The sequence below is a fragment of the Bellilinea sp. genome, from assembly GCF_053501535.1.
On record NZ_JBRCOK010000152.1, the window covers coordinates 1 to 18,044 of the forward strand.

The following is an 18,044-nucleotide window of genomic DNA, read 5'->3' on the forward strand; positions in this document are numbered from 1 at the left end:
GATCGCCATCATTGTCACGACCACATCCGAATTGGATTGACCGGCGACGATTGAGTCCAAAATACCGAACACGAGTGCGAACAGGGTGATCGGCAGGGAGTAAACAAACCCAATGATAAAGGCGGAAAAACCACGGCCCAAATCACCGCCAAAGTCTACATCGGGAAGGGGTTCGGGGTGGCGGTCAATCACCCGTTTGGTAACGTTCAACGACCAGCCAATCAGCACCAGTTGACCGAGGATCGGGATCAGCGAAATCAGTGCGACAATGCCAACTTTGCGCAGCCAATCCTTGTCCTGAAACACATATGAAAATGCCAGACCAAAATCCATTGTTTTTCTCCTTATCTATTGAATGAGTGCGGGGTAATTGATTCCTGTTGGGTTTACTATACCTTCTTTTTGATGAGGTGCAATGCCTGTGCCATGACAAAATGGAAAGGTCTTTCATCCGGCGGCTGGCTGAGCATTGATGCGGTCAAAGTAGTTTTTGACCAGGGCATCGTTGTAAAAGACCAGCGCCAGAATGCCGACGATCATTGCTATGGCATTGCCAAAGGCGATGCACAGAATTTCCAGGATAGCGATGGTTTGAGAAAACTGCACCGGAACAGGCGGGTTTGCCAGAATTTTTAGCGCGTAGAGGACTTCAAAAATGCCCAAAATTGCCGGCACAAAGGTAATTGGCGCGCAAATTAAGCCAATTCCCAGGGTTCCCAGTACGACGGTGGCAGTGATTCCCAGCCCGGTCAGAATATTGATGATACCGCTGACCAGAGTCATCACTCCCAGTGCGGTAACCAGGCCCGGTTTAACCATCGCGGTTGAATAGGTTGATTGAGGATTTTGTTCGATCATTTTACGCTCCAATCCTGTTGAATTGTGAAGTGTACCCATGTGGGGTAAATCACAATTCATTTACGTGACCCCGTTGAAAAAGTTGCAAATTGTTCCACGGACTGCGTGCGCAGGGGGGTTAAAAATGATCGAAATGATCAACCTTGAGAACAAAGATGACTGCCCGGCTTTCTTTGCTGTCCGGCGGCTGGGGCGGCAGCGCTGCCCGAATTTGATCCAGCGCGTGCTGCAGCTGGTCATCTTCCACACCGATCATCAGGGTTGTTCTGCCCCGCCGCAGAAATCCGCCGGTGGATGCAATGCCGGTTACGCGGAAATTGTGCGAGGTGAGCGCCTGTGAGACCGCGTCGCTGACGGTATCGGGAACGATGGCAAGGATGAGTTTCATGGCTATAACTCCTCGTAATGTTCAATTTCCATTTCAAAAATCGTTGCCCCGCCGATGGTGATTGGCGTGGGGGTTGGAAGGGGCAGCGGGGCGCTTTCCAGCGGAACGGCAATGTACTCCACGCGTTGACGGCAGGTTTCGTGCAGGGCATCCAACGCCTGCTGGCGACGGCTGCTATGCAGGGCAATCAGCAGGGTGGCATTGCGCCTGCCGAGAAAACCCCCATAACTGGGCAGGCGGGTAACCGGGAAGCCCAGCTCCATTAACGCAGCTTCGGCGTTTTCGGCATCCTGCGCTTGAACGACAACCCACATGCACAGGTCAGGGGCCGGGGAGGTTTTATCTTTTTTTGCCATATCATTCTGCTCCTTTCGTCCTTTGCGCTATGGATTTGGCGGAGTCAATAAAATTTCCTGAGGGGAGTTTCCATCATAGACTACAACCTGACCATTGGCGAGGGTAATGCGAGTGGAATCGGTCAGAAATGTGAGTGTGATTCTCCGATATTGTACTGTAACTGGAAAAGAAAAGGGGTTCAGATGGGTGAGAATAATGCGCTGATCGCTCAACAAGCGTAGACCCATTAAGCGCAGGAAAAAGCCCAGCGGAGCCGCCCCGCTGAGGACATTCTGTTCGCCAATTCCCTGTCCGCTGATGGGGTGGTAGGCAGCTCGAAAGGCATGGTCTTTTTTTAATGACTGGATGATGGCTTTCATCCAGCTTTCAAACAGGTTGACCGCTTCGATCAGGTAGCCATAACGAATCAGCCCCTCGCCGATCAATACATTCCACGGCAGCACAACCGGTGGGTTTTGCCCGCCGCCCTGTTTTGCACTCCGAATCGGGTGGCTGAGCAGACCGAAGGGCTGAAGGTAGCGGCTGCGCAATGTTTCCCTGACCAGCCGGTCGGCGCGCTCCGCCGAGGGGATGCCAGCCCACAGGGGTAAAAGCAGCGAGATATCCTCATCCAAAAAGTCTATGGTGGCCAATTTGGCTGTATCGCCCGGGTGAAGGTTGATTACCTCAACCAAATCAATAAAGGAGAAAACGGTTTGGCTGGTAAATCTGCCGCTGCCATGCAGCCAGCTGACTTTCTGGGGGGTAATTTCCTCTTCCAGGGGGTTGCCAAAAGAATCGCGTCCTCTTATGCAGATGTGAATGCGGCGGGTGAGTTCGGTCTGGGTTTCCAGTTGCAGCCGCAGCCGCGCAGGTGGATTCAGTGAGGCCTGGAGGGGATATTCACCGCGGGTGTCGAAGGTCAACAATACCTCTCCGCGGCTGACGGAGTGGGTTTGCGCGTCGCGATGGGTGTAAATTCCTTCTTCCTCATGCCACATCCCTTCGACCAGATCGCCCAGATGCCTGGAATGGGCTTTGAGCCATTCCTGATCGCCTTCTTCACCCAGCAGGGAAGCCATTTTCAGCAGGCAGGCGGCTTCGCTGAATAACATTGCTGCCAGCGCGGGGGTTTCGACAAGGGATGGTTCAACCCCCTGATTGGGTGGGAAGGTTACATCGAAGAGGGGTGAAAATTCCAGGCCGGATTGGTAAGGGTGTTCCCATTCCGGAAATCCATCCTGGTCACGGTCATGGGCAGGTGAAAACCAGGCGCGGAAGAAAGCCATCAGGCCGGGATAGACCTTTTTCAACCACTCCATGTTCGGGCGGATCTGGTAAACCTCCCAGGCCAGTTGAGCCAGTAATGGCTGCGCCATGCGCCGGCTGCGCTGACCCGCCAGTCCCGGCTTCCAGTCCACCTGACCTCGCGAATCGGCGGTGGAGAGAAAATTTTCCACCAGAGCGGTAACCCGTTCCGCCATGCCCGGCAGAATCAGGCGGCTGAGATACCAGCAGTCCAGCGTGGTTACGCCGTTCCACAGGGCATTGTAATCACTACCGTCGCCGCGCAGCGAAAAACCCTGATCCGGCTGGCGGGCAAGCACAAAGGAAGGGTTGGGCAGGTGGGCGCTGGCCGGGAAAAAGAGAGAAGCCGCCAGACGCTGCGAAAGCTTGAAGACAGCATCCCATTCCGGGTTGCCGGTGGTGATTTCCACACATTCACTGCGGTGGGTCAGTTGAATGCGGGCGAGGTCGGCTTCCCACGGGCGGGCGCATAACTGGCGGGCAAGTTCGTAACTTTGAGCGGTATCCGGCAGACTGACCAGCGCCCAAACAATTTGGCGCATACCGCCGGGCGAAAGGCTGATCTGCTCGGTCAGGCAGGGGTAAGGGCCGCCCCCGGCGCGCAACCCGCCGGTGATGAAACATACCGGTGCAAGGCCGTCGGTACGACCCTGTAAGACCGGATGAATGCCAAATTGCACGACCTTGATTCCTTCACCTTCTTTCAATGGAGTGAGCAGACCGCACCACTCAAAGGTGAAATTTTCGCCAAGCACGGAGGGGTTGTGAAAAGTAAACCGCCCCCCGATGGCCTGTGAACTGAACACGCGATACTCGGCAGTCACATCCAGTCCGCCAAAGGGTGAAAAACGCACCTCAATGTCGTTGGGAAACAAGCGGGTTACGCGCGGCGGCTGGAAGAAATCGGCTGGCGCACTGATGACTACATCCTTGCGCAGAAAGCGCGGAAAAAGCCGCATTGCGCGTACCCGCAGTCCATAGGTGGTGAAGAGCGTTAGCGCTTCCGGCTCATTGCCTTCAAACGACAGCTGCCAGATGTGGTCATTCAGATAATCAACGGGAGAAATTCGCGCATCTGCGCATAAAGTCAACATCAGCGGATCGTTCAATCCGAGATTCCAGGTTCGCATACTTTCATTTTACCTGACTTGTGCTCAGTTTTATTGTGCTAGAATGAAAATGAAAGCAATGAACTTTCTGGTACAATGCTTGCAGCGGTTGTAAGCAGCACCGTTGGTGGGAAGGGAAGTCTCTTTTCCCCCTTGCAACGGTTGAAGAGCAACTTTGATTAAAAGAAACGCAATCTTGTAACCAAAATTTTGCAGAATGAAGATGAGCGAAGAACCGAAAGAACCCCAGGAAGAAAAACGAGTGGAAGATACCCAGCCGACTCAGCCGGGCGAACGCCTGCGCCGTTTGGTGGCTTCTGCCAATGATGGTGATTCATCGGTGCTGAGCGGTGCAACCAGCCCGCTGCGCACCCCGGCTCAGCCTCCAGCCGCCAAGGAAGAAAAGGGTGACCAGAGCGATGAAGCCGCTGCAGCCGGCAGCGAGCGTCACCCAACCGGAGAACCGGAAGAAACCGCTGGCTGGTTTGGTGAAGATTTAGAACGGTTGGAGAAAGGCGAACTACCTGCCGATACGGCAGCGGTGAGTCGCCATCCAACCGGTGCACCTGAAGAAACCGGCGGATGGTACGGCGAGGGTCTGGAAGAACCTGCCCCGAAACCGGCCGGAGAACCTGACCAAACCCGTCCAGGCGCAGCGCCGCTGCCAACCCTGCCGCCCGACCAGCAGGCCACCCGCGTCAGCGGGGGCGGGCAGCAGCCTCCACCACCACCCCCATATGGTAAAACCAGCGCTGAATTACCCCGCCGCGTCGAAGAAGTTGACCCGGATGCCACACGGGTAACCCCGGCAGCCTACCAGCGCTCAACCCAGAGCGGGCAACGTCCGCGTCCGGCTGCACAAAGCCGCACCCAGCGCCCCGCCGCGGCAGCCCCGCCGCCAGCGGTTTCGCCCGCCGGCCGGAGTATTTCGCCTGCTTCTCAACCAAAGCCGAATGGCTGGAAGAAGCCGGTTGGCTGTCTGCTGCGGGCGTTGATTGGATTGCTCTTTCTGGTGGCGATTGTAGCAGTGTTGATTGGTTCGTTTCTGGTAGTGCGTTACTTTTCCATTGCCGCCAGCTTGCCGAGCATTGAGGACTTGCCCGGCAAAGCCTCTCAATTTGAAACCACCCGCCTGCTCGATCGCAACGGCAACCTGATTTATGAAATTATTGACCCCAATGCCGGACGCCGTACGTATGTGCCTTTGGAGAAAATCTCTCCCTACCTGATTGCGGCGACGATTGCCACCGAAGACAAGGATTTTTACACCCACCCCGGCTTTGACCCATGGGCGATTGCGCGTGCCCTGTGGCAAAACTACACCACCGGCGAGGTGGTATCCGGCGCTTCGACCATCACTCAGCAGCTGGCGCGGGCTTTACTGCTGGCTGATGAACGTTACGAACAAACGGTTGACCGCAAAGCACGCGAGATTGTCCTCGCTGCGGAAATTACGCGGCGGTACAGCAAGGAAGAAATTCTCGAACTGTACCTCAATGAGAATTACTACGGCAAACTGGCCTACGGCGTGGAAGCCGCTGCCGAAACCTACTTCAACACGACGGCTGATAAACTGACCCTGGGTCAGGCGGCTTTTCTGGCGGGGATTCCGCAAGCGCCTGCAATTTATGACATCGAATCCAACCGGGAGGCGACTCTGAATCGCTTCCGCACGGTGGTGGTCCTAATGTACGAACTGAGCCGCGAACGCAACTGCATTGAGGTCAGCACTTCACTGCGGCCGGTGTGTGTGGATGCCCAGGCAGCCGCCGAAGCAGTGCGCGAAATTGAAAATTACAACTTCCAGCCGGCACGCCAGGTTTACCGCTTCCCGCACTGGGTGGATTACATCCGCGCACAGCTGGAAGAGCGTTATGACCCGGCCACCATTTACCGTTCCGGCTTCACGGTCTATACCACCCTTGACCCGTCACTGCAGGAAACTGCCGAGCGTCTGGTGCGTGAACAGGTTGCTCAGCTGGCGGGCAACAACGCCACCAACGGCGCGCTGATCGCGATCCGCCCATCCACCGGGGAGATTCTGGCGATGGTCGGCTCGCCGGATTTTTACAACTCCGCCATCTCCGGGCAGGTCAACATGGCAATCAGCCCGCGTCAGCCCGGTTCGGCAATTAAGCCATTGACCTATGCGGCAGCCTTTGAAAAGGGCTGGACACCGGCTACCCTGATCTGGGATGTGCCCAGCGAGTTTCCGCCTTCCGGCGACCCGAACGACCTGCGAGACCCCTACCGCCCGATTAATTACGATGAGCGCTTTCATGGGCCGGTAACGGTGCGGACAGCGCTGGCCAATTCCTACAATGTGCCAGCGGTCAAGGCACTGCAATTTGTCGGCATCTACGATAACCCGGCCACACCCGCCCAGGAAGGTCTGATTGCCTTCGCGCGTCGGTTGGGAATCACCACCCTGACGCGCCCGGATTACGGCCTTTCGCTGACCCTGGGGGGTGGGGATGTTTCGCTGCTGGAATTAACCGGAGCTTACAGTGTGTTTGCCACAGGCGGGCGGTTGATTCCCCCGGTGGCAATTACGAAAATTGTGGACTTTCAGGGAAATACGGTGTATGAGTACAAACCACCGGCGGGTGAACAGGTGATCCGCCCGGAACATGCTTACCTGATCAGTTCCATCCTTTCCGATAATCAGGCGCGCGCCCCCATGTTTGGGGTTGACTCGGTACTGAACATTGGCTTCCCGGCGGCGGTCAAAACCGGCACGACCAATGACTTCCGCGATAACTGGACGGTGGGGTACACCCCCGATCTGGCGGTTGGGGTGTGGATCGGCAACGCCGATTACACCCCCATGGTCAACACCACCGGTTTGACCGGTGCAGCGCCGATCTGGGCGAATTTCATGCGCACTGCCATTCAACAGATTACCGGGGGTAACCCGACTCCGTTTGCCCGCCCGGCCGGCGTAGTGGACCGCGTGATTTGCGCCATCTCCGGCACCGAACCCTCTGAGTTCTGCCCGCTACAGCGCAATGAAATCTTTGCTTATGATCAGCCGCCCCTGCCAAAGGAGGAGGACCTCTGGAAGAAGGTGCGCATCGACACCTGGACGGGGCTGCTGGCTTCATCGGCTTGCGCCGATTTTGTGGAGGAGAAATTTGCGCTGAATGTGACGGATAAAAGCGCCGTCCGCTGGATTCTGGAGACCTCGGAGGGACAGCGCTGGGCCGAGCAGATGGGCTTTCAGCAGCCAATTTTCTTCACACCTGAGCGCGAATGCACGGTCAACGACCAGCGCCCCCTGATTTTGTTCGCCGGCCTGAGCGAGAATCAGACCATTACCCGTTCACCGCTGGAAATTTACGCCCTGATCAAAGTGCCGGAAGCGTATGAAGACTATCGGCTGGAATACGGAATCGGCGACGAACCGGCCGAGTGGAAAGAGTTGTACCGCGGCGGGCCGCAGTCCGATCAGCCGCAGTTTCTGACCGATTGGGATTTGAGCGAGGTGCCGCAAGGGAGGGTTACCCTGCGCATTGTGCTGAACAGCCGGCGGGATACCTATGCGATCCGCACCATTCACCTCAACATTCAGGTGCCAACCTCTACACCCACCCCAACCCCGACGGTGACCGTAACCCCCACCGTTACGGTGACGCCGACCAGCACGCTGACACCCAGCGTCACACCTACTCTGCCGCCGACGGTTACCCCAACACCCAGCGAAACGCCGACGCCCTGATTTCAGAACATTCTCATCTGAACGGCGTCCTCCCACTGCGGGGGGTCGCCGTTCAGCAGGTCTTCCCATTGACCGACGGAGAGGTGAGGATATTCGCTCAGGTAACGAAGGTGGCGGAATTTGAGCAGGCGCCAGCCTTTTTGGTAGGCTTCATTCAAACGGGGATCGCGGCGTAATTTGTAACCCAGCAGGCCGGTGCGTCCGCCCGGCAGTACCAGTACACAGCGTTGGGGGGGTACGCTTTGCGGCTGAAATACATACGGGCTGATGATGCTGCTCGCCAGCAAGTAGAAGAGATAAACCGATTCACCTTTTTCATTCAGCCAGCGGACGGGCTGTTTGCCATCCACGCGGTAGCCCATTTTTTCGCCAATTTGCTGGAGGCTGCGCAAGGCGTTGTTCAAGTCCGCCCGGCGGCGGGCTGGATCATCCTCGGGGCGCAGCTGCCAGTAGTGCGGTTGACCGCTGATCGGCTGGGCATACGATTCCAGCACCGCTGTGATCAAGGCCTGAGATGGCACCAGCACTCCCGGATAGAGCGGGTAAAGGCTGGTTTCCAGTTCGCTGCGCTGGGTGGTGGGGTGTTGCACCAGCCGCCGGACAATCTCTTTTTCGAGCCGGTCGGCGAGGGGCAGGTTGGCCTGATTGGCTTCGCTCAGCCACCATGAGCCGCTCTCTTCGCCCTGACCATGGGCTGCGTAACGCACAAAAAGTTTGCGATCTTCCAGTACCTCAGCCAGCAGGGCTTGCAAACGGGTGAGTAAATCGGGTGTGATTTCTACCACCCGCCGCGGCAGCAAACTGCTTTCCATTAATTCGCACAAAGCGACTGCAAACAGGCTCAGGTAGCGGGCCGGTTCGCCGCGTTCTTCCAGATACCTGCGCAGCGCGCTTTGCAGCAGCGGTTTTGGATTGGATTTGGCGCGCACGGGCGGCGCGGTTTGAGCGGACTGCCAGTGGAATTGAGCCAGTTCGCTTTCACGCTCTAGTGCCAGGCCTTTCAGCGAGAAGCCGGCTACCAGCGGGCCGAGAAAGGCAGCCAGCAGGAAACCGGGTGTGGTTTCGCTGGCGAGCGCAAAGAAGGGCGTTCCCTCTGAAATCTGGCGGGGCAGTTCGCGCAAAGCCCGTTGAATGGCGTTGGACATCCAGTACCAGTCGTAGCGCCGCCGTTCCAGCGCGCCGCGCAGGGGCTGGACGGCTTCTCTGCCCCACAACCAGCCCGACCAGAGCGCGCAAAGGGTCCAGAACGCCTGATTGGGACGCGGCAAAATGCTGATCACTGCCGCCGGTTGATTTTGCATCGTTAAGGAAGGCAGTTCGGAAATCCGTCCGCGAAAAAGGCAGATGCCCGGCTCGGAAGGCAGTTGAGGATAAACCGAGAGCGGCACAGGCTGAGAAGCCGAGCACCACAGCGAAACGGCATTTTCCAGAGCCAGCCAAAGGTTGTTTTCGCGGAACTGGGCCGGTACGGTCAGCTGGCGCGGGCGGGGGCGCAAAGCGGGGTACTGCCAGAGGGTGTTGCCTTCGTCGCAAACCTGAATCAGCAGTGCGGTCAGCAAACGCCGGCGTTCTTCCGACAAGGGTAAAGTTTCCACCTTGTTGATGAGGGTCGTCAGGACATACAGGGGCCGCGGCAGGTAGGTTTTCAAAGCTTCGTTGACCTGTTCGCGGGTAACGGACGACTGGTCGCCGATCACTCGCGAAAGGGCGCGGGCACGGTGCAGCGCATCATTGCCGGGCAGGTTGAGTTTTTCCACATCCAGCGGGGTAACCGGACGTTCTCCCTCATCCCCGCAGTGCAGGCAGCGGTAAATCCGGCTGACCAGTCGCAGCGGTTCGTTCTGCCAGATGAATGCCTGCGCCGATACCAGTTGACCACAGGCGGCGCAGGGAGTCTGGTAAAGGCTGAGGATATGCCGTTCCAGACGTTCTTCGCCGCGTTTGCTGATTGCCAGGGCCGCCAGGGCCGCCTCGAACTCGCTTTGAGGCGGGGCAGCCGCAAGAATTTCCAGCATGAACGAGAGAATCGGGTTGTTACTGGTAATCAGGATGCGATACCCGGCACGGGCGGCTTCCAGCGCCAGTTGAGGATGTGCGCCAATCGGGTCTAAGATCCATGCTCCTGCCGGGAGGGTCTGTTTGAGCCATGTTTCAATGATCCCGGCGGGCAGCAGCGGCAAATACCGCCCAAGCGGCAGGAGAGGCGCTTCACTACGTCCGCCAATGAAAGGTTGCTCCAGTACACTCATCTTGAATTCAGTATACGAATTTAAATCTTAAAAATCCAGATGTTAATGAAAATTGGCTATTAACTTGATCTTAACTTGTTCTTGAAAAGAATTAAATCTTTGCTTGTTAAAATGAATTCAAAAAGATTTAACCGCTCAGAACTGGATGGGTAACCGCATGCCCGAAAATGATCTCCAACCTGTATTCGATGTGAATGATTTGCAAACCATGAAGGTGCTGGTCTCGCGTTTGCGCTTGAAAGTGCTGCGGGTGTTGATTGAGCAGCCTTGTACAATCCGTGAGGTGGCCCGCGAATTGAATATCCCTCCCAACCGCCTGTATTACCACTTTGGTCTGCTGGAACAGTGTGGGGCAATTCGAGTGGTGGAAACGCGCTTGATCGCCGGGATTGTGGAAAACCGCTATCGGGCGGTGGCGCGCAAATATGACGTCCGCCCTGATCTGTTGAATGAGGAATTGGGAGAGATTTCTTCTGCGTCAAAACAGCCTTTTTCATCTTCGATTGAACAGGAACAATCCGTATAGGCCTGTTTTCCTCTGGTCTAATCCGCGAAAATCACAGATAATGGGGGATGTTCTGGATGACTCTTGTTAAGCCGAATTGGAACTCCACAGAAACGAGGTAAACCGTGATGAATACCTATCTGAATGCCGCCCGGCAAGGCCGCAATGAGGTCTGGCGATATGGGGTGGTGATTCTCGCCGTGATTGTGGTGACTTTCACGGTGCAAATTGCTGCTTCCATCCCGTTTATCCTCATTGAAGGTACCACCGATATTTTCCAATTTTCGCCGCTTTCTTTGTTGATTTTGACCATGCTGCCCTTCCCATTCGCCGGGCTGACCGTTTTTTTGGGAGTGGCTTTTCTTCACCAGCGGCCTCTAAAATCCCTGTTTCGTCCGGTGGGCGCATTTCAATGGAACAGGTTAATTCTTTCGGCGGGGGTATGGTTTGCACTTTCTGCCTGTGCGGATGTGGTATTGGCGGTTCTGCAGCCGGGTAATTATGTGTGGAACTTCAATTTGATGGAGTGGCTGCCGTATTTCCTGGTTGCCCTCCTGCTCATCCCCTTGCAGACATCTACAGAGGAAATTTTGTTCCGTGGTTATCTGGCCCAGTGGATGGGCCGGTTCGGCAAAGGTTTATGGCTGCCGTTGCTGGTGCCTTCCATCCTGTTCATGTTGCTGCATGGTGCCAACCCGGAAGTGGGCACTTATGGGTTATGGTTCACCATGCCCTTTTACCTCAGCATCGGCTTGCTGCTGGGCTGGGTGACCCTGCGCAGCGAAGGGCTGGAGCTGGCGCTGGGGCTGCACGCTGCCAACAATTTATATGCTGCGCTGGTCGTCACCTTTCCCAGTTCTGCCATTCCCTCGCCGGCGCTGTTCCGTATTCAGACCTATGATCCGGCAGCCGGGTTGATCACCTTTGCGGTAATGGCGGTGATTTACCTGCTGGTGATGAACGGCCTGCGCCTGACGCGCCCTGTGCAGGTGCTTGCCAGCGTGTTGGCAGGGTTTGCACTGCTGGCCGGATCGGTTCAGCCGGTTTTGGCAAAGTCGTATTTCGCCGAACGTTTCGATGTGGAGATTAATCTGCAACCGAACGGGGATCTGCTGGTGACCGAAACAGTGGCGTTCAATTTTGAGGGCGGGCCGTTCACCTTTGTTTTTCGGGACATCATCCCGAACGAACTGGACCGGCTGGAGTTTGTTTCGGCGCGGATGGATGGCACAGTTCTGCCGAGGGGTAATCAGGCCGGTCAGGTGGAGGTCGGCCAGGACGGCGATGCGTTGAAAATTGTCTGGCATTTTGAACCGGTCAACGATTCGCAGCATGTGTTTGAACTGACTTATTGGGTGGTGGGGGCTGTGCGTCAGACCAATCAGGGCGATGGGCTGGTATGGAAGGCCATCCCCCCGGAGCATGAGTATCCAATTCAATTCAGCGATATCCGTCTGATTTTGCCAGCCGGAATAACCCCCACCCAACCGGTAAAACTGCGCAACCAGCCGATTGAACCGTTTGAAGATGGCGGAACAATTCTTTTTCGATTGAAGGATATACCGGCCGATTCCGAACAGGTTGTTGAGGCTTATTTTTCACCCGGCAGTCTGATTCAGCAGCCGCCGCTGTGGCAGGCTGCCCGGCTGGAGCGCGGGCGTCAATTGCGGGCAGGTCTCCCTTACGCTGTGGGGCTTGCCGGTGGAATTGTGTTGTTGTGCGGGCTGGCTGCCAGCCGTGTGCGGCGGCGTTATGAGATTGAGCCAGCCAGCGTGATTCCGCCCGGCATAATCAGCGAACCGCCGGACGAACTTACCCCGGCAGCTGCCGGTTATCTGCTCAACAACGGGCGCAGCACGGTTTTGCATTTGTTTGCCGTCCTGCTGGATTGGGCGCGCCGCTCGTGGATCAAGATGGAATTCATGGAAGGCAAGGGCCTGTTCAAGGCCCGCGATTTCCGCCTGTATCCGCTGGAGCGGAGAGCCGCCAGTGAACATGAGTCGTTTATCCAGGAATTGGTTTTTCCAGCGGAAGTTTCTGATCAGCGGTCAGAGATCTTTCTGAGCAAAGTTGGACAGCTTTTGTTGAGCAAACAAAACCAATTCAATCGCCTGCTGACCCATGATCTGCTCAGGCAGGGGTTAATCCGGCAGGAGGCCTTGCAAGAACGAACCCGGTTGAACCGCATTGCTTCTTTCCTGTTTTTCTTTGGTTTTACTGTGGCTGTGGCGGGTTCGGTCTTGATCGGCAGCAAATTCCTCACGCCTTTTATCGGGGTGTTGCTGTTGGGGGTGGGGCTGGGATTGATTGTGGGGGTACTCTTATTGTGGGTAAGTGCAGCAAAGCTGAATATTTTTACACAGGCCGGTCTCATCCGCTTCCAGCGCTGGCAGTCGTTTCGCAATTATTTGCAAAGCCTGACGAAAAAAGAAAACAGCACCTTGCTGCGCCCTGAATGGCTGGAATCGTTTTTGCCTTATGCGATGGCCTTTGGTCTGGGCGATCAGTGGGTCAAAGCCTATCGGGATGTTGGCTTGAGCACCATCCTTTCATGGGCATACACCGCCGGTGATTCGGGCATAGATGGTTCCATCCTCACGGCGGTGATTTCGACATCTACCGTTGATGCCAGCGGAGGCGGCGGTGGTGGAGGGGACGGGAGCGGCGGCGGTTCTTCCGGCGCCGGCTAAAGAGCGCCGGCAAAATTAATAAAATTGAAAGCATACCAAAGAAATCATCCCGTGCCGGTGAAACAGGTATAATATCTAAAAAGAGATGATGGTACATGTCTGTCAACTGGTATGCTCTGCAAAGCCACCCGCATAAAGAGGCCGTTCTTGCCAGTCATCTGCAAGAAAGCGGCTTTGAGGTGTTTTATCCCCGCCTGAAAGTCAACCCGGTCAACCCGCGCGCCCGCAAGGTGCGCCCCTACTTTCCCGGCTATCTCTTTGTGCATGTGGATTTGGAAACAGCCGGAATTTCGACCTTTCAGTGGATGCCGCATGCCAGGGGGCTGGTTTCCTTCGGCGGCGAACCGGCGGCCGTACCGGAAAGTCTGATTCATGCCATCCGCCGCCGTGTGCAGGAAATCAATCTGGCGGGCGGCGAGAATCTGGAAGGATTGAAACCGGGCGACGAAGTTATCATTGAACATGGACCTTTCAGCGGGTATGAAGCCATCTTTGATGTCAAACTTCCGGGCAGCGAGCGGGTGAGAGTGTTGTTGAAGATGCTCAGCCGTCAGCAGCTGCCGCTGGAATTGAATGCTGGCAGCATTCGCAAGCGAAAAAAATCCTCCTGAATCCTGTTTTCATCCCCCTAAAAATCTACGAACCTTCCCCATGACTCAACCCTCTGGTAATTCCTCTTCAAAATCCTTTTCAATCCACTGGCGGACGCTTGAACCTCCCCCACGAGGTCGGTCAAACCGGCTGATGGTTGTGGCGTTGACCGGCTTACTGCTGGCGGGCGGTTACGCGCTGCTGGTCAGTGGTCTTAGTTTGGTATTTCAACAGGCGCTGGGCTGGAATTCGCCCTGGTTAAGTGCGGTATTGTTTTTTGTGATGGCGTTAGCGTTCTTCCCGCTTCGTCAGGGATTGGAAAATGCCCTCTTTAATGGCAGAGGTTCTCCGCTGCGCCGTCCGATCCAACGCGCTGAGCTGAGCGAGGCGGTCAGCCGGATGGATACGCTGGATCGGCGTGAAATCCTCATCCGGCTGCGCCGTCAGTTGCTCGAAGAATTTGGAATCGAATCCGCGCACGTGTTTCTGTATGACCTGTTGGGTGATTCTTATCAGGCGGCAGAAGATGAAACAGGTCGAAAGACCAGCGATCTGGTTTTTCAGCCCACCAGTCCACTGGTTGAGCGGCTCAACAAAATCAAGGGTTTTTTGAAACTGGATGAGACGGATGCGGCGCTGATGGACGAACTGCGCAGTGAGCGAGCCCGTTTGAGTCTGCTGAATGCGCGCTGGTTCTTTCCGCTGCCCGGCAACCAGCGTTTGCTGGGCTGGCTGGCGCTAAGTGAGCAAACCTCGGTTGGATTGACTCCAGCGATGCTGGAAGCCATCAGCGGTTTGTGCCGCGAGGCGGCGCTGGCGTTAGACCGCGCCCAAATGGTCAGTGAAATGGAAAATAGTGTGCGCGAGATGAACATTCTCACCCGCGTGGCGCAGGGGGTGAATGTTACGCTCAATCTGGATGATATTTATGAGCTGATTTACGCCCAAATCACCCAGTTAATCCCTGTTGATCAATTCCGCCTGATTCTCAAATCTCCACAGGGAGATGGATTGGTACAGGTCTTTTTCATTGATGGAGAGGAGCGAGTCAGCGAGCAGGAAAATTTGTATCTGCCAGCTGAGCCGAGCCTCGAAAGCGAAGTGGCTGCCAGTGGACGCAGCAGCATCACGGATGATTACGGACGCGAATCGCGCCAGCGGGGATTGCTGCCCCTGACGGATGCCGTGTACGCATGGATGGCAGCTCCGCTAAACGCCGGCGCCGAACCGATTGGCATCATCTGTTTGGGGCGGCGCGATCCTGCCCAGCGGTTTACTGCCGAACAGCTGCGCATTTTGCAGGCGCTGGCCGATCAGGCAGCCGGTGGCATCTTGAAAGTGCGCCTGCTGGCCGAGAGTGAGCGGCGCGCCCGTCAATTGAAAACCCTCAACGAAGTTACCCGTCAACTGACCTCTACGCTCGACCCTGAGCGCCTTTTGAAGAATATCCTGCAAAGCGCGGTGGATATTCTGAATTGCGAAGCGGGCAGTTTATTGATGCTGGATGAGCATACTCAAGAACTTGTCTTTCGGGTGGTGCTTGGGCCGGTAGCCCATGAACTGGAAGGCCAGCGCATGCCCGCCGATAAGGGCGTGGTGGGACGTTCTTTTCAGACCCGTGAGCCGCAGATTGTCAACGACGTGCGCTCTTCTAAGGACTGGTTTTCAAAACCGGACAAGATGACCGGCTTTGTTACCCGTTCGTTGCTGGTGGTGCCGCTGATTGTCAAAGACAATGTGCTGGGGGTAATCGAGGTTGTCAACCGCCAGGATGGTTCCAATTTCAACCTTGATGATCAGGAACTGCTGACCGCTTTTGCTTCCCAGGCGGCCGTAGCCATTGAAAATGCCCGCTTATACACCCTGACCGATCAGGCCCTGGCCGCCAAGGTGGAAGAATTGTCCGTTTTGCAGCGGATTGACCGTGAGTTGAACACCAGTCTGGATGTCAGCCGTGCGATGACGATTACGCTGGAATGGGCCATGCGTCAATCCGGCGCAGATGCCGGTCTGGTGGGGGTGGTTTTACCCGAAGGAGTGCGTGTGGTTGCTTCGCAAGGCTACCGCGATGAATTGAGCCTTTTTGAAAATGATTTGCTGCCTGCAGAACGGATTGGTCTGGGACGGGTTATCGAGCAGCGGCGGGCGATTCGGTCGTATCCGGCAGCCGAACTACCGGCATTATTCAGCCAGGCGTCCAGTCAGGTGTTGATTCCCATTCAACGCGAGCAAAGCGTCATCGGTTTGCTGCTGCTGGAGAGCCGCAAACCCGAAGTCTGTGATGAGGAAATGCTGGAATTCTTGCAGCGGCTGGGCGATCACGCCGCGATTGCGATTGCCAATGCGCAGCTGTACAGCGCGGTGCAGTCTGCCAATGTGGCCAAAAGCGAATTTGTTTCATTTGTCGCTCACGAGTTGAAGAACCCGATGACCTCCATTAAAGGCTACACCGAATTGCTGGCTGCCAAAGCGGTTGGACCGGTCAATGATGCGCAGGCAAACTTTCTTGCCGTGATTCGCTCCAACATTGATCGAATGAATACGCTGGTTTCTGACCTGAATGATTTATCCAAGATCGAAGCCGGCCGGCTGCGTCTGGAGTTTGCGCCGATTCATCTTTCGGAGGTACTGCAGGAAGTTGAACGCTCCACCCGCCGGCAGATCGAAGACAAGCACCAGACCTTTACGATCAACCTGCCGGCCGATTTGCCGCCAGTGTGGGCAGACCGTACCCGTTTGGTGCAGATCCTGGTCAATCTGGTGAGCAATGCCCATAAATACACGGAAGCCGGGGGAAAGATTAACGTAGGCGCTTTGCGTTCCAAAAACGAATGGGACGAAAACGGCCCGGCAGAAGTTGTCCATGTGTGGGTGCAGGATACCGGTCTGGGAATTGCGCCGGAGGATCAGCCCAAAATTTTCCAGAAATTCTTCCGCTCCGAAGATCCAAAAGCCCGTGAAGTACCGGGCAGTGGTTTGGGATTGAACATCACCCGCAGTCTGGTTGAAATGCAGGGTGGGCAGATCTGGTTTGAAAGCGAATACCGACGCGGCACGACCTTTCACTTTACGATACCGGTAGCCGAGCAGTAAGACATGCCTTGACAAGGGAGGAGAGCATGAGTCTGGTCAGCGCAGTGGGGTACAGCAACGAGATCAACGGGCGGGAAGCCGCCCAGCAGGCTGCTCAACAGGCTTTAAAGGGACTTCGCTCCGCCGAGCCGAAAGTGGCGCTGGTTTTTTTCTCTCATCTCTACGACCCGGTTGAGGTAAGGCAGGTTTTGAATGGTCTGTTGGGAGATATTCCCTTATGGGGGGCAACGACATCAACGATTTATGCCGCTGCTGTTCCCCAAAAGATGACGGTGGTCATTTTGGGAGGGGCGTTTTCGCTGGATACCAGCTGGTACGGGCATTATGCCGTTGACCCGCTGGGCAGCGCACTGGAATTGAACGCCCGGCTGGGACATTCCAGAACCAGCCGCCCCTGGCATTCGGTACTGCTGGCAGCCGACGGATTGAAGGGGGAAATTAACACCTTACTTTCTTACTTTGAGCAGGTTTCCATAGAGGTGGGCGGGTTTCTTTCGGGCGCGGGTTTTCCACGCGGAAAGAATTCCCTCTTGGGAGAAACCTACTGCGCCGAAGGCGGCCTTTCGGCATTGTGGTTGGGGTCAGGCATTCGGGTGGGAATGGCTGCCGCCCAGGGTTGGAAGGATAGCGGGGTGTATTTTCGGGCTACCGCCAGCCGTGAACACCGCCTGATGCAGCTGGACGGTCAGCCGGCAGCCGAACAAATTTGCAGCATTCTTGGTTATAGCCCTGCCGAGTGGAGAAAGCCGCCTTTTCAAGAATTGCTGCGGCTTTTCCCGCTGGCTTACCATGAAACGGGGCAGAGCGAAGCCGTACTGGCTGCTCCCGTGGGGGTGGAACAGGATGGCTCTCTGCGAATGAATTTAGCCATCCCTGAAGGCAGTACCTTGCGGCTGATGGTTGGCAATCCTTCTGCCTGTTTGCAATCCTTGAAAACCGCCATTCAGACCGCCAAAGGAATGGCAGGCGGCGGCTCGGCTGGTGGTGTGGGGATGATTTTGGTGGATGTCAGCTGGTTTGAGCTATTCCGCACTCAACCGGCAAAGTTGAGCGGTGCAATCGAGGAAGCAGCGGCTGAAATGCCCTGGATAGGCGTGGCAACCCTGGGGCATATCTGGCGAGGGAGTGAAGTTTCTGCGCCCCTGGCAGGAAATTCGGGTGCATTGGCGGTCGTTTTCAAGGGGGAATCGTAGCGATTT

12 protein-coding genes are annotated in these 18,044 nt (G+C 56.1%); 6 read left to right on the forward strand and 6 right to left on the reverse strand.

Annotation, left to right across the window (positions count from 1 at the left end):
* The 5 genes from ACWIZX_RS13855 to ACWIZX_RS13875 form a co-directional block, all read right to left on the reverse strand.
* Nucleotides 1-333, reverse strand: a 333-nt coding sequence (locus ACWIZX_RS13855) for a DUF4013 domain-containing protein (protein ID WP_448336195.1), incomplete at its 3' end; no start/stop codon positions are given.
* A 114-nt stretch (nucleotides 334-447) separates the two neighbouring features.
* Nucleotides 448-858: a hypothetical protein gene (locus ACWIZX_RS13860; protein WP_322792850.1), complete on the reverse strand. Its 411-nt coding sequence runs from the start codon at nucleotides 856-858 to the stop codon at nucleotides 448-450.
* A gap of 118 nt (nucleotides 859-976) precedes the next feature.
* Nucleotides 977-1,246: a cyclic-di-AMP receptor gene (locus tag ACWIZX_RS13865; RefSeq protein ID WP_322793744.1), complete on the reverse strand. Its 270-nt coding sequence runs from the start codon at nucleotides 1,244-1,246 to the stop codon at nucleotides 977-979.
* A gap of 2 nt (nucleotides 1,247-1,248) precedes the next feature.
* Entirely contained in the window at nucleotides 1,249-1,602 is a 354-nt protein-coding gene (locus tag ACWIZX_RS13870) for a cyclic-di-AMP receptor (protein WP_448336196.1), read from the reverse strand.
* A 27-nt stretch (nucleotides 1,603-1,629) separates the two neighbouring features.
* Nucleotides 1,630-4,020, reverse strand: coding sequence for an MGH1-like glycoside hydrolase domain-containing protein (locus ACWIZX_RS13875; RefSeq protein ID WP_448336197.1), 2,391 nt, complete (start codon nucleotides 4,018-4,020; stop codon nucleotides 1,630-1,632).
* Between the two features lie 202 nt (nucleotides 4,021-4,222).
* Between ACWIZX_RS13875 and ACWIZX_RS13880 the strand changes: the two genes are divergently transcribed.
* Nucleotides 4,223-7,717, forward strand: a complete 3,495-nt coding sequence (locus tag ACWIZX_RS13880; RefSeq protein ID WP_448336198.1) for a transglycosylase domain-containing protein — start codon at nucleotides 4,223-4,225, stop codon at nucleotides 7,715-7,717.
* A 2-nt stretch (nucleotides 7,718-7,719) separates the two neighbouring features.
* Here the strand turns inward: ACWIZX_RS13880 and ACWIZX_RS13885 are convergent, their stop codons facing one another.
* Nucleotides 7,720-9,966, reverse strand: a complete 2,247-nt coding sequence (locus tag ACWIZX_RS13885; RefSeq protein WP_448336199.1) for a hypothetical protein — start codon at nucleotides 9,964-9,966, stop codon at nucleotides 7,720-7,722.
* A 157-nt stretch (nucleotides 9,967-10,123) separates the two neighbouring features.
* Between ACWIZX_RS13885 and ACWIZX_RS13890 the strand changes: the two genes are divergently transcribed.
* From ACWIZX_RS13890 to ACWIZX_RS13910, 5 genes are all read left to right on the forward strand, one after another.
* Nucleotides 10,124-10,492: a winged helix-turn-helix domain-containing protein gene (locus tag ACWIZX_RS13890; protein ID WP_322791982.1), complete on the forward strand. Its 369-nt coding sequence runs from the start codon at nucleotides 10,124-10,126 to the stop codon at nucleotides 10,490-10,492.
* Between the two features lie 107 nt (nucleotides 10,493-10,599).
* Nucleotides 10,600-13,161: a DUF2207 family protein gene (locus ACWIZX_RS13895; RefSeq protein WP_448336200.1), complete on the forward strand. Its 2,562-nt coding sequence runs from the start codon at nucleotides 10,600-10,602 to the stop codon at nucleotides 13,159-13,161.
* A gap of 95 nt (nucleotides 13,162-13,256) precedes the next feature.
* Entirely contained in the window at nucleotides 13,257-13,772 is a 516-nt protein-coding gene (gene nusG, locus ACWIZX_RS13900; protein ID WP_448336201.1) for a transcription termination/antitermination protein NusG, read from the forward strand.
* Between the two features lie 40 nt (nucleotides 13,773-13,812).
* Nucleotides 13,813-16,845 (forward strand): GAF domain-containing protein, encoded by a 3,033-nt coding sequence (locus ACWIZX_RS13905; protein WP_448336202.1) that lies wholly within the window; start codon nucleotides 13,813-13,815, stop codon nucleotides 16,843-16,845.
* A gap of 26 nt (nucleotides 16,846-16,871) precedes the next feature.
* A complete protein-coding gene (locus ACWIZX_RS13910) occupies nucleotides 16,872-18,038 on the forward strand; it encodes an FIST N-terminal domain-containing protein (protein WP_448336203.1) in 1,167 nt (388 codons plus the stop codon).
* Nucleotides 18,039-18,044: the final 6 nt, after the last annotated feature.

Coding starts and splice junctions, on each gene's coding strand:
- ACWIZX_RS13895 (WP_448336200.1), top strand. CDS start 10,600: ATGAATACCTATCTGAATGCCGCCCGGCAAGGCCGCAATGAGGTCTGG.
- ACWIZX_RS13865 (WP_322793744.1), bottom strand. CDS start 1,246: ATGAAACTCATCCTTGCCATCGTTCCCGATACCGTCAGCGACGCGGTC.
- ACWIZX_RS13875 (WP_448336197.1), bottom strand. CDS start 4,020: ATGCGAACCTGGAATCTCGGATTGAACGATCCGCTGATGTTGACTTTA.
- ACWIZX_RS13860 (WP_322792850.1), bottom strand. CDS start 858: ATGATCGAACAAAATCCTCAATCAACCTATTCAACCGCGATGGTTAAA.
- ACWIZX_RS13885 (WP_448336199.1), bottom strand. CDS start 9,966: ATGAGTGTACTGGAGCAACCTTTCATTGGCGGACGTAGTGAAGCGCCT.
- ACWIZX_RS13870 (WP_448336196.1), bottom strand. CDS start 1,602: ATGGCAAAAAAAGATAAAACCTCCCCGGCCCCTGACCTGTGCATGTGG.
- ACWIZX_RS13910 (WP_448336203.1), top strand. CDS start 16,872: ATGAGTCTGGTCAGCGCAGTGGGGTACAGCAACGAGATCAACGGGCGG.
- nusG (WP_448336201.1), top strand. CDS start 13,257: ATGTCTGTCAACTGGTATGCTCTGCAAAGCCACCCGCATAAAGAGGCC.
- ACWIZX_RS13890 (WP_322791982.1), top strand. CDS start 10,124: ATGCCCGAAAATGATCTCCAACCTGTATTCGATGTGAATGATTTGCAA.
- ACWIZX_RS13880 (WP_448336198.1), top strand. CDS start 4,223: ATGAGCGAAGAACCGAAAGAACCCCAGGAAGAAAAACGAGTGGAAGAT.
- ACWIZX_RS13905 (WP_448336202.1), top strand. CDS start 13,813: ATGACTCAACCCTCTGGTAATTCCTCTTCAAAATCCTTTTCAATCCAC.